We start from the raw sequence: 13143 nt of genomic DNA, 5'->3' as shown, positions 1-13143 counted from the left end.
CCAAGTGCCTTTTTCTTTCTTTATTTTGTCACCGTTTTTGTTGTTGCTTTACTCGTATTGTTCGCTTTGTCTTTTGCCGTTACGCTTAAAACTGTTTTTTCTTTTTGTTTTTTAATTTTTACTGAGTATTGTCCTTTGCTGTTAGCAGCAGCAGAGCCAATGCTTTTTTTGTTTACTGTTACTGTTACGGTAGCATTTGCTTCTGTTTTACCCGTTACAGCCGTGCTTTTTGTTGTGACAGCATTTACGCTTGGTGCAGCAGGGGGGGTTTTATCGCTTACTTTTACAGTCGTAGCTTTACTTGTGTTGTTGGCTGCGTCTGCTGCTGTTACGCTGATTGCTGTACCTGCTTTTTGTTTTTTAATGGCAATGCTGTACTGACCTTTTGCATTGGCTTTTGCTTTGCCAATTTCTTTATTGTTTACTTTCGCTACAACGGACGCGTTTGCTTCTGTTGATCCTTTAATAGCTGTATCCGCGTCGCTGACTGGATTTACTTTAGGTGCATTTGGAGCAATAACGTCACGCACCGTTACTTTTACTTCTTCACTTTCTTGTTTTTGGCTATTTGTAGCCGTGATGTACAAGACTGTGTTTTCTTTTTGTTTTGGAATTTTTACTTTGAACGCGCCTTTTGCGTCAGCTTTTGCTGAAGCAATCACTTTTTTGGCGCTGTTTTTAACATTTACAGTAAAATTCGCTTTAGACGTTCCTGTTACATACTCATCTTTATTCGTCACAGCTTTTACCGCTGGTTTGGCAGGTGCTTTTTGAACAACTGCACGAATGCTTGTACTTGCTTTTCCGTTTGTGACAATCACTTGCAAAACAGTATCGGCTTTTTGAGCTGGAATGTTCATAGAGAACGTATTTTTTGCATCAGCTTTGGCTGTGCCAAGTGTTTTTGAGCCATTCATTACTTTAACAGTTGAACCGCTTTGAGCTTTACCTGTTACTGTTTTTTGCGTGCTGACAAATGTATTTACCTGCGCTTGCAGCTGCTGTGCACTTACCGCGCTGTACGCATTTAAACGTCCCCATCCTGATACGTAATCGTAGCCTGGAGCAGGAGGTTCTGCTGGACTTTCTTCGTCATCGTATACAGGAGCATCTTTTTCATCGAATTTAATATCTTTAGCTGTATCCGTTAGGCGTTTTTCAACGTCTTTTGGCTTTAAGCCTGGGTTTTGTGATAGCAATAATCCCGCAACGGCTGCCACGTGAGGTGTTGCCATTGATGTTCCGCTTAAATAAGTAACGTTTCCGTCTGGAACAAGACTTGGAATATCAGAGCCTGGAGCTGTAATATCTAATCCTTTTCCGTAGTTTGAGTAGTCAGATACGATATCTAAACGGTTTGATGCGCCTACTGAAATCGCATAGGCAGATGAAGCAGGGTACGAGAGCTCTTCCATACCGTCGTTTCCGCTTGCTGCTACAACCGTTACGTTATGGTCGTATGCATATTTTAATGAATATTCAAGCACGCGGCTGTAAGATCCGCCAAGGCTTAAGTTAATAACTTTTGCACCGTGATCAACCGCGTATTTAATACCGTACGCAATTTGTTCTGTATCTCCGCTTCCAGATGCGTCTAGAATTTTAACCGGTAAAATTTTTGCATGAGAATTAATGCCGGCCATTGAATAGTTATTGTTTGCAGAGGCTGCGATAATACCAGCTACGTGAGTTCCGTGTCCGTTGTCATCAGTTGCATTTGACGAACGATCCACGTAGTTATAGCCTGTCTTTGTATCCACTACGCCTTTTAAATCAGCTAGTGATGAATCGACGCCCGTATCGGCAACGGCAATAACCGTATCTTTTAATTTTTGACCGTTTAGTAATTTTTCAAGCGATTCATATTGAATATCGGCATGTTGAGTGCCATCATTTTTACCCGTGTTGTTTAATGACCATTGATACGGATATTGTGAATCCATCGAAAGAGCGTGGTACTCTTGAACCGGCTCGATAAATTCAGTTTCAGGAAGTGCTTGAATTTGTTTTGCCGTCATTTTACCTTGAGCAGATGACGTGCTGAAGCTTTTTCCATTGCTGTCATCTAATTGAATAACAAACATATTATCAAAAGAAGCGGCTGATTGTTTCAATGGATTAATAGATTCAATGCTTGCTGATTTTGACTGTGCTTTTGTTTTAAATGATTTAGCATTTGCACCATCTTTTAATTTAACAATATAGCGAGTTTCAGCTTTTGTTGAAACGCTGTTTGCGCTGACTAATTTAGCTCTTACTAATACAGACGATACGTTTAAGTCCGTTACGTCTTTTAATTTTGTCTGCGCTGCTACTTTTTCTAAATCTTTCTTTAAAGCAGTCGGAACAGATTTATAAGCGATGCTGTATAAATCATTGATTGCTTTTTGATCAGCACTTGTGATCATATATGTGCTTGATGCGCCGTTTTTCGCCACATCTGTAAATAGACCCTTTAGCTGAACTAAATCTTTGTATACTTGTTCGCGCATCGATTTATCGATAATCATTTTAGAGCTGATAAACGGAGCGGCTTTGTAGTAAAGAGAAGAAAGGTCCTTTCCGCTTGCTGTTTTTGAAAGCACAGCGTCACGAATTGTACGCAAATCTTTTAAAATACCTTTTCCGTTTTCTTTTTGGCTTGTACTTAATTCAGCAGGGCATTCTTCTTCCATCATTTGAGAAGGAGGAAGTGAAGCGCCTTCATAGCTGATTGTGTAAGGAACTTCTGTTTTTAATTCCGGTTGAGGTTCAGAAGGTTTTTTTCCATCTTCTTCTGTATCGTCTTCGATGATGATATCTTCATCTCCGTAATATTCAACCTTTACATAATAAGGACCTGTCCAAGCGATTGGAAAATCTAGCTGAGCAGGCTCATCTTTGTAAGAGTATCCCATATAACGGTCAAATGCCACGTTGTTTTTAGCATCTTCAAGACTAGAGTAAATCGTGATATTTACTTCATCATCACTTTGAAGCTTAATTCTGTAGTGTGAAAACTTTGCTACCTCTTGCTTAGAAGGATTAATTTTGTACCAATGTGTTTGTTCTGGTTCTGTAAATGTTCCTTTTGCTGCTTTACCAATGCTTAATGTTTTTTCATTAGCAGGAGGATTGCCTGCCGCTTGTGTTTTCAGTAAGCCTAATTGGCTAAAACACAAGGTGAACATTAAAGCAAAAGCAATAAAACGATAAATTGACCCTTTTTTCATGTTAAACCTCCAAAAAAATATAGTAAAAAACAGGAATTACATACCTATTAAACCATAAAGTTTAAAAACTTGTAAATAATTACTGTTGCTTATTTTAGTATTTTGTCAAGTTATTAATCTCGTATAAGAAATGGTGAGATAAGTCCTGGTTGCAAAAAGTAGAAAAAATTGGAATAATAAAGATTGAGCCTGTTTATCAGAGGCGAAAGTACGCTGAAAAGGAAAGAAGGGAATGAGAATTATTTTTAAAAGCAGAATCTGTTGGAGAAAATCTGAGCGGTTTCTTTTTACCTGTGTTTATAAAGAGGAAATCGGGCTATATAAATAAAGATTGGAAAAAATTTCAGTCTAATTAAGTTCATTTGTAGCATATAATACGAGCTGGATTTCTTTTATAATAAACAAAAGCAAAGAAAGAGCAAATGGTGAAAAGGAGTGAAAGAAGTTGTCAAATGTGATGCAACGACAAGAAAAACGAATGAAGTTTGATGCCGAACAGCTTGCACCCCTTGATATTGATAAAGAGACAAAGAAGTTGCTAACAGAAAAAGGATTGCCCAAAGAAGCTTCACCATTTCTAGAGTTCGTTTCATCCAAAGGCAAGCTAACAACGCTATGCGAAACATTTGAGTTATCATCTCGCTACCAGCACTATTGGTTTTTAGGAACAACAGGCGCTGGAGATCCAATTTGTCTTCATCAAAAAAACGGTTCGGTTGTGCTGCTCGATACGTCCAACGATGACTGCGAGCGCTTTGTTAATACAACTTTTCCGCAGTTTTTAGCATGCTTAGATGTGTTTGAAGAGCTAGTAGAAGAAACGATTCAAGCTAACGGAGAATCTGCATACTTAGAGAGACACATTCCTGCTGAGGTGCTGCAGCGATGCAAAAAACGTATGAATGAAATTGATGAAGCTTGCTTAGCCCCTTATTCTTTTTGGTTCAAAGAACTTTCTTTTTAATAATATAGTAGAAAAATAGACATGGCCGCTTTGGTCATGTCTATTTAGTTGTGGCTGCAGGGCTATTAATATAGATAGAATAAATAAAAATGATAGTATATAATGGATATAAATTCCTTTTTTTGAAGAGGGAGGAGGGTGTAAATGATTTCTTTATTTGGATTAATGGGTGCTTTCTTTGTGCTGCTTTTTGGTGCGTCGTATTTCTTCTATAGAAAGAACTCCCCCGTCCAGTATGGAATTTCACTTAGCAGCATGCTAATAAGCATATTTCTATTTCTATATAGCATATTTGGAGTTAGCGGCTTTGAAGGAATGGGTCTTGGTGCTTTAGCGGCTGCTTTGTTTTTGGCGTCGGTTCTGAGCTTGTTCGTCAGTGTTCTTTTTAATATCATAAATGGACGAGGGAAAGGTGCTGTATAAAATGGGAGAGATAACCTTTAGAGAAGCAGTGCGGGAAGATTTAGATCAAATTGTTGAAATGCTCGCTGATGATATGCTTGGAAGCAAACGAGAGCGCTATGAATTACCGCTTCCAGACTGTTATGTCCAAGCATTTCAGGCAATTGATGCGGATCCAAACAATGAACTGATTGTCGCATGTAAAGATAGTGAAGTAATAGGTGTTCAACAACTAACCTTTACGCCCCACATTGCAAGACAAGGCGGGTGGAGAGCCACGATTGAAGGAGTTCGAACCGCTTCGTCACAGCGCGGAAAAGGGGTTGGCTATCAGCTGATTACATGGGCGATTGAACGAGCCAAAGAACGTAATTGTCAGTTAGTACAATTAACAACCGACAAGGAACGGTCAGAGGCTTTGCGTTTTTATCAAAAGCTTGGGTTCACAGCTTCTCATGAAGGGTTAAAGCTCCATTTATATTAGGTTGTTGATGGTTATGTTCCTTTAGTGAAAATTTCTTTATTTCACTAAATCGAGACGTGGTGTACAAATAGTACAGATCCAGTAAATATTTTCCCAGTGCTGCTGTGAAAGGTAAATACTTGGCTTAATGAAGGGACTGGTTTAGTTTGGAGTACTTAGAAGCAACTTCAGCAAACTTATTACTTCACACGAAAAGCGCATATTCTAATTTGACGATTGGTCCCCTAGTTATGAACAGATATAGGTAGCGAGAGGGCCTCACAGGGAAAATGAACATGAAATAATGAGTATGATTGGAAAATAAGAACCTGCATCAGTTTTGGTGCAGGTTCTTATTTGTAAGATATAGAAGAAAAGCTTAAGTTATATAGGTTTTCTTCTGTATCTTTAGCTTGTACTATTCTGACGAAGTGAAATACTCTTTAATTGATAGAGATTGTAGAAGAAAGCATTTAGAGTTTATTAAGCAAACCTAAATAAAGCAATAAAAAGATAAATTTATTAACCTTATTTCTAGGAGTTTAGCATGAAAAAGCTCCATTTGTTGATTATTATGTATAAAGAACTGTATTACGCTTCTCATCTCCACCTGAAGATACAATTAAAGTGGAGCATCATTTATTACATAATTGGGAGAATGATTATAAATTAGATTGATTTGTGAATTTTTGGGGTTATAGGGCGAAATAATGGGACAAGATTCTGTTAAATGCATAATATAAATTAAATCAAATTAATTTGGAGGCAATTAATATGTATCAGGCAGGAAATTCAGTGGAACAAGTATTGGATGGTTCGATAATTAAACGCAAGGGTTTTACGTCTTTAGGATTTAAATTTCGAAGAGAAAATGGAGAACTTCTTCATTTAAGAGAATCTACTGTTCATGTTAAAATGATTAGCAATAAGAGTGTGGGCATAGAGAAACAAGCCACGATATTAAATGAATATATAGCACATTTTGAAATTAGTGCTAGTGATGTTGTTGGCTTAGGAGATATGCTTATCGAATTTATTATAGCGTATCCAGATGGTAAGGTAGAGAAATTCCCTATGAATAATGAGCAAAGGATTTTTTTTATTCCTAATTTAGAGAATATTAAAGAAAAATGTATAGGATATATTGCTTTTGAGAAGTGTAAAGGTAAATTTTACAATCAATTCGAAACATTCACCGAAAATGTTGAAATAAAAAAATGTTCTGAAAAAAAAGAAACGAATAATTTTGTTGAATCTACTCCTCCAGCTAGTGAAGTTGTAGATATGGGACTAAATGAAGATGGTATAGTGTGTCCCAGTGCAGGAGAGGAATTCTTAAGCAACCATAAAATAAGCAATAACACACCTAGTAATTCATACATTATTAAACCTGAAAATATAGATAGTACAAACAAACTAAAGAATGAGTTTGAAAATCAAGGGATTAATATTTATTCGTATACCTTCTTAGTTCCAGGTTATCAAACTTTACCTAGGGAGCAATGGGATTGGACAGACGCAATTAATGCAGCTATTGATTATGCTCAAGCTCAAACACATAAAGTAAAGTTCGAATTCCCTACTGGAAAATATAGATATAGTGGTTCTAAAATTATTGATGCTACTAAAGTCTACTTCGTTGCTAATGGTTCGGTAACCTTTGATGTTACAGAAAGCGTTTCTATGAATGCTCCTTATATTTTTAACTTTCAAAATACCAAAGTGAATTCTAATGAAATGAACTGGAATCACCCTGTATTCGATGGTTTTAACTTTGAAACAACTCTATCTGAAGAAGCAGTTAAATCTAAAAATACAGTGCTATTCTTATTCGAAACACCAAAAGAATTAAGTTCTGAAGGAAATAATACTCACAACTCAGCTAATGTTTTACTTAGAAATATTACAGGCAGGTTAATTCCTTATTTCTATTTATTTGGCTCCTCGGCTTTTTTGATAAGAATTGAAAATTTATCTCACAGATTATGTAAGACTGTCATAAAAGTATTACATCCTAACGATGCTGGGGTATTAAATACTGAGCCAGATAGCTCTGGACGTATTAACTATGATTATGGTGAAAATATTACTTTTATTGGAGGTATGATTGGAGGGGCGTGGGAAACTTGTATTTATAATAAATTACAAGCAGGCTCTCTAAACTTTAAGGATATCTCTATTGATTATTGGTATGGTGGAACCTTTCTGACAGTTGGACATAATGGAGTTACTAATTTTGAAACAACTCATATTGAAGCTGCTCATAACAAAGCATCTTTAAATAATGAGTATAATAAAAGTAATCCAGATATTAAATGGTGGATAAGCATGGAAGGATCTCATATGCTGAATTTTTCAAAAGTAGTATTTTATGCTGGGAATGTGGTAGATCGAGATACAACGGATTTAGAGAGTTTGATTAAAAGCACCTCTGGATCTTGTCAGGTAAACTTTAGTAAAGTTACATTCGTCAATTTGAAGTTTACTAGGAGCGAATTGATACAAGGACGAGCAAAATATACCCTAAAGGCTTGTGGATTTACAGATTCCCTACCTTTCTTTATGAATTTATCGGAAAAAAATGATAACTTATTGTTTAATAGGCGATATGAAGATATTCAAAATATTAAAGGACTTCCATCCGTTTCTTGCCCGTATCCAGTTTCAGCTCCACTAACTAATCTAACTGATCAGTGGACAAATAGCACAGTAAAAGTAGAATGGGATAATACTGAGAAAGCTTTTAAAATAACAAAGCTCAATAATAATTTTATCCCTACTGTTACGTTTTCTTATAACGTAACAATTGCTAGTGGGGTCATGCCTATTACACTAGATATTAAAGCTTCGGGGAGTGTGTCTGGAAAGATTACTATTAAATTACGAGGCGGGCAATTGAAAGAACATCTTGTTTTGGATGGTTCCTTAATTAAAAAATATTACGAAAATATAATATCTAATACAGAATATGTAACTGATATCGTTCCTTTGTCGAATGTTCCATTGAAATGGACCTCTTATTTTCAGACAGTTGCTAATGGATATATCAACAAATTGCCTAGGTTAAAGTCTTATATAATTGAGGTAGATGTAAAAAATTTAAATGATGGTGAAGCAATTTATGTAAGGAATCTAATTGTCCAGGCATTTTAAACTATAAGATAGATGTTTCTAGTGAATTATAAGCTTGCCTCTAGCAAGAGGATGATTGTAAGTGGGTAATTATGGCTTGATATAATAATAGATTATAAAGATAAAAATTTGAGTGTAATTTTGTAGCAATAATAAGAGGCGTTTTATTTTAATAAACTTTTATTAACTTCTTTTTCGGTGTAATATTTTCCTCCACCTTTTCTCATTTCTCTACCATACTACGTCATATTCAAAATGCTTATATATTTAAAACTCTTTCAAAATTTGATAATGTCTTAAAGTTTATGTATGGGTGGGAAATTATATAGCAAGACAGTTTTTACGGGTAAACAAATATGTGTTCAGCACTCAATAAACATTGACTGCTGAACACATATTTGACAAAATAATATCTAAGAAATTGCTAGGTATCTTTTTATTGCTATTAATACGTATAAAGTATATCATGCTTTGTATTTTTATAATAAAGGAATTTACCCGTTCTCACGAAAAAGCTACATTTGTAGTATTTTGTTATATTGGTCTATTTTCGCTTATTTAATCAAAGTTTGCTACACAAATACCATAAGACAAAGCTACTGTGAAAGGTAAATACTTAGCTTCATGAAGGAACTGATTTAGTTTTGGAATACTTAACAGCAACTTCAGCAAACGTATTACCTCACATGAAAAGCAGATATTCTGATCTGAATTGGCACTCTCGTTATGAACCGATATACGTAGCGAAAGGGCCTCACAAGGGCAAATGAACATGAAATAATTAGCATGATATGAAGGGAAGAACCTGCATCAGTTTTGATGCAGGTTCTTTTTTGTGAGATGCGGCAAGAAAACTTATACAAAACTTTGGCAGGAATTTATATGTAAAATCTATAAGTTAAGTATGGTAAATTATTTTAACATTACGGATGAAATCATACATACGATAATTATGAAAGAAGCTAAAAGCCAGCTAGAACATTACCGCAAAAAAATCTTCAAATGAATGCACTACGAAATTTCTTATAACTTATTTGACACCTAAGGTATAAAAGAGTATACTTATGTTAAACATAGTAATTATGTCGGATAAGTAGGTTATGGTGCTGTGAACAAGACTTCTACTAATAAAGGGGAGATCTAGTCCAAATCGTACAGTCCGACTTTGATGAGATGCTTTCAAGCATCTTTTTTTTGTGCAAAAAAAACAGCCGCAGAGGCTGTTATAGGGCAGTAATTCTTCCTTTGTAAGCATCAATCAACCGCTGGTTATGTTCATCTGAACCTTCCATGTTTCCGCTTAAAAAGACAGGAGGGGTGATGCCGCGGCTGAGCAGTTTTTGTATGGCTTTAGATAGGACATCATTTAGGATAGCGCCTCCAATTACAGTAGAACCAGAAGCGAAGGAAATGTCTTGCTGATGAAGAAGAACGTCTCCTTTTGGAATATGATTATTAATAACAAGATCCACGACATCATGTAGGTATTTTCCGCTTTTATGTCGCGAAGCCCGGCTCGTGGCATAAGAAGGAGAGGTAAGCCCGATAACAAAGGCGCCTTTTTCTTTTGCAATCAAAGCTACATCAATTGGAACGGGATTTACGCCCGACGTAGAAATGACAATCATGATATCGCCTGGTACGATATCTTCTTTTTCCATAAAGGTGGAGGCATAGTCGTTTTTACGCTCTAGCTGTGAAGAGCGCGAAGCTCCTTTATGAAGCATCAGTTCTTCTACAAAAATAGGATGAATCGGCGCAAGCCCTCCAGAACGGTAAAACACTTCTTCCGTTAAAATATGAGAATGACCGCACCCAAATAAATGAATGAGGTGATGAGAAGCTAATTGCTGTGAGATTTTCTCGGCTGCGGATTCTATTGCCTGCTGTTCATGCGCCTCCACTTTAGCAAGCAGTTTTGTTAGTTCCTGTAGATATAAACTAGACATAAAAAAACTCCTTAGTTAAGATCGTGTCATGTTAATCGTAAACTTATAGCGGTCTGCTCGGTACGAAGACTTTACCACTTCAAGCGGCGTGCCGTCTTGCAAATACGTATTTCGTTGAATCAGTAGAACGGGTGAATATGAGTTGATTCCAAGATGCTTCACTTCGGTTTCAGAAGCTAAAATGGATTCTAACGTTTGATTGGCTTCGCCAATTTTCAGGCCCAACTCTTCTTCTATATAGCGGTAAAGAGAGTCGTTAACAATGGATTCTGTTAACCCTTTGACTAAGTTAGCGGATACATATACGCTTTCGAGCGCCATTGGCACGTCGTCAGCTAAACGAATACGCTTGATTTCATAAACAGGTGCATGAAGAGAAATGTGCAGCTGTTCGGCAATTTTTTCTGAAGCCGCAATGATTTCAAAACTCAGCAATTTACTGCTTGGCACCATTCCGCGCGCTTTCATATCTTCTGTAAAACTCGTTAATCCAACGAGCTGCTGCTCCAGTTTTTTTTCAGATACAAAGGTGCCGCGGCCTTTTTGACGGTATAAATAACCGTCGTTTACTAAATTGTTAATCGCTTGGCGAACGGTCATTCTGCTGATTTCAAATCGTTCTGCAAACTCTCGTTCAGAAGGAAGCGAATCATTTGGTTTTAACTCTCCGTTTTCAATTTGTTTTTTCAACTGTTCTTCAATTTGATAATAAATCGGAAGAGGTGAGCTTTTATCAATCACTTAAGTTCTCTCCTTTATGTAAACCTCCTCATCTAAAAAAGACGAGGAGGCTATAAATTAAACCGTAGTCGATACTTTAGCTAAAGCTTCTTGGTCCGCAATAATTGTAACACAGTGATGCTTCTTTAAAATAGAAGCAGGGAAGTCTTCTGTGATTTCTCCGTTAAGCAGCTGATACATCGCTTCTGCTTTGGCTTCCCCGGAGATAAGCAGTAAAATTTCTTTGCTTTTCATAATCGACTCAATTCCCATTGTAATAGCCTGAGTAGGCACTTCGTCAAGAGAATGAAAGTAGCGCGCGTTGGCTTTTCGCGTTGACTCTTCTAACGTCACAATATGAGTAGGAGAGTTGAATGACGTACCAGGTTCGTTAAAGCCAATATGTCCGTTTTGGCCGATTCCAAGAATCTGAAGGTCAATGCCTCCGTGATTTTGAATCATCTCATCGTAGCGGCGGCATTCTTCTTCAGGCGTATCAGCTAGGCCGTTAGGAACGTGTGTGTTGCTTACGTCAATATCAATGTGATTAAATAACGCATCTGCCATATAGTAGTGGTAGCTGTTTGGATCTTGCGGCTTCATTCCGACATATTCATCTAAGTTAAAGGAAGTCACGTGTTTGTAAGACGTGCCGTGCTCTTTATGATCTTGAATTAAACGATCATATAATCCTTTCGGCGTGCCTCCCGTTGCAAGTCCCAGATTCATATTTGGCTTTTCATGAAGTTTGCTAATCAGCATATCAGCTGCTTTTGCACTCATTTCACTGTAGTTTTTCACTTGGATGATATTCATTGTTAGTCCTCCTTTTGAAAGCTCAATGTGCCTCGGCAAAATGTCATTTCAACATCTAGGTTTTCATTTAACACCACGATATCCGCATCTTTTCCAATTTTGAGGCTTCCTTTTGTATCGAACAGATTAAGCTGTTTTGCTGGGTTTTCAGCAGTCATTTTTACGATGTCTTCTAATGAGCAGTTCGTAAAGCTCATCGTGTTTTTAATTGCATCGTTCATCTTTAAGATGCTTCCCGCTAATGTTCCATCTGCAAGGGTAGCCGTTGTGTCGTTTACGTGAACAGGCTGTCCTCCTAAATCATACGTACCGTTTTTTAGCCATTTGGCACGAAGAGAATCCGTGATAAGAATCATGCGTTCACTTGTGATTTGATCGTACGCAAGCTTGACCATTTCAGGTCGGCAGTGGATGCCGTCTGTAATCAGCTCTACAAATAATTCATTTCTCAAATAAGCGGCGCCCAATACGCCGGGCTCTCTATGGTGAAGACCGCGCATGCCGTTATATAAGTGCGTAATATGAGAAGCTCCTGCTTCAATAGCTTCACGGACTTGATCATATGTGCTGTCGGAGTGGCCGATAGAAGCGACGACGTTTGTTTCTTTTAAATAAGAAGTAAGCGCTAAGCCGTTTGGCTGCTCCGGAGCTAATGTAACAAGTTTAATATGTCCTCCGGCTGCTTTTTGCCACTCTTGAAATAGTGCCACATTCGGATCTTGAATGTGAGTAGGAGGCTGCGCGCCCGCACGTTTCGGTGAAATAAACGGACCTTCTAAGTGAATACCAACTACTTCAGCATCGGTGCTTGTTTGCTCTTCGATATAAGCGCCCGCGTTGCGAAGTGCTTTTTCAACCGCTTCATTCGACTGCGTCATAGTAGTTGCTAAAAAGCTTGTTGTACCTTCTTTTGGCAGCGTGCGCGCCATTGTTTTTAATGCTTCTGCCGTACCGTCCATAGCGTCCGCATTGTTAACGCCATGAATATGCACGTCAATGGCACCAGGAATAACTTTATAGGAAGGAGAAAGTTCAATTACATGGTCTTTCGTTTGACGTACGTATTGATGGATCTCTCCGATTTCAGTAATTTTCTTGTTCGTTAGTTTAATATACCCGTTTTTTAATGTCTGATTTTCACTATAAACGGTTACATTATAAATAATGATGGATGAATGTGTATCCATACATACACTCCTTTGCTCGTTGTATTGATTTAAGTGTAACGCTTTTTGGAATAGTTGTCTAGACCAGTTAACTCTTTTTTGTGAATTAGAAAGTTTTGTAAGGGCTTTTAACGTTGATATAGAAAGGTTTTTAAAAAGAAAATTGGTATAGACAACTATATATTTTGTGTGCTAGTATGAGTCCATGCAGTAAAACCGCCTTTATTTCAGCTGATGATGTAATCATAGGCCGGGGTGAATGCGGTAACTTGTCATCCGATAAATATTGTTACGAAAATCCTTGCTCGTAACATCGGAT

9 protein-coding genes are annotated in these 13143 nt (G+C 37.3%); 4 read left to right on the top strand and 5 right to left on the bottom strand.

Features of this window, described 5'->3' with window-relative positions; all coding sequences use genetic code 11:
* Window positions 1-20: 20 nt before the first annotated feature.
* Window positions 21-3212 carry an Ig-like domain-containing protein gene (locus ACRPLY_RS15705; protein WP_432231951.1) on the bottom strand — a complete coding sequence of 1064 codons (3192 nt, stop codon included), beginning with the start codon at window positions 3210-3212 and terminating at the stop codon, window positions 21-23.
* Window positions 3213-3666: 454 nt separating this feature from the next.
* Between ACRPLY_RS15705 and ACRPLY_RS15700 the strand changes: the two genes are divergently transcribed.
* The 4 genes from ACRPLY_RS15700 (at window position 3667) to ACRPLY_RS15685 (ending at window position 8194) form a co-directional block, all read left to right on the top strand.
* The gene (locus ACRPLY_RS15700; RefSeq protein WP_223546654.1) at window positions 3667-4176 is read left to right on the top strand and encodes an SUKH-4 family immunity protein; all 510 of its coding nucleotides are present in this window, start codon (window positions 3667-3669) and stop codon (window positions 4174-4176) included.
* Between the two features lie 144 nt (window positions 4177-4320).
* Window positions 4321-4599: a YesK family protein gene (locus ACRPLY_RS15695; protein WP_208732602.1), complete on the top strand. Its 279-nt coding sequence runs from the start codon at window positions 4321-4323 to the stop codon at window positions 4597-4599.
* Between the two features lies 1 nt (window position 4600).
* On the top strand, window positions 4601-5062 hold the full coding sequence (locus tag ACRPLY_RS15690) for an N-acetyltransferase family protein (RefSeq protein WP_432231950.1): 462 nt from the start codon (window positions 4601-4603) through the stop codon (window positions 5060-5062).
* Window positions 5063-5815: 753 nt separating this feature from the next.
* On the top strand, window positions 5816-8194 hold the full coding sequence (locus tag ACRPLY_RS15685) for a hypothetical protein (RefSeq protein ID WP_432231949.1): 2379 nt from the start codon (window positions 5816-5818) through the stop codon (window positions 8192-8194).
* Between the two features lie 1202 nt (window positions 8195-9396).
* Here ACRPLY_RS15685 and ACRPLY_RS15680 read toward each other — a convergent pair.
* Genes ACRPLY_RS15680 through nagA form a run of 4 tightly spaced genes read right to left on the bottom strand, consistent with a single transcriptional unit; the run spans window position 9397 to window position 12845 of the window.
* A complete protein-coding gene (locus tag ACRPLY_RS15680) occupies window positions 9397-10122 on the bottom strand; it encodes an SIS domain-containing protein (protein ID WP_099330728.1) in 726 nt (241 codons plus the stop codon).
* A 15-nt stretch (window positions 10123-10137) separates the two neighbouring features.
* Window positions 10138-10863, bottom strand: a complete 726-nt coding sequence (locus ACRPLY_RS15675; protein ID WP_028414225.1) for a GntR family transcriptional regulator — start codon at window positions 10861-10863, stop codon at window positions 10138-10140.
* A gap of 57 nt (window positions 10864-10920) precedes the next feature.
* Window positions 10921-11658, bottom strand: a complete 738-nt coding sequence (nagB, locus tag ACRPLY_RS15670) for a glucosamine-6-phosphate deaminase (RefSeq protein ID WP_432231948.1) — start codon at window positions 11656-11658, stop codon at window positions 10921-10923.
* 2 nt (window positions 11659-11660) lie between these two features.
* Window positions 11661-12845, bottom strand: a complete 1185-nt coding sequence (gene nagA / locus ACRPLY_RS15665) for an N-acetylglucosamine-6-phosphate deacetylase (RefSeq protein WP_182420777.1) — start codon at window positions 12843-12845, stop codon at window positions 11661-11663.
* Window positions 12846-13143 lie beyond the last annotated feature (298 nt).

The sequence above is a fragment of the Priestia sp. TGN 0903 genome, from assembly GCF_050846855.1.
Lineage (GTDB): Bacteria > Bacillota > Bacilli > Bacillales > Bacillaceae_H > Priestia > Priestia zanthoxyli.
The sequence above is the reverse complement of the archived record's forward strand: the minus strand, read 5'-3'. Positions and strand labels throughout refer to the sequence as shown.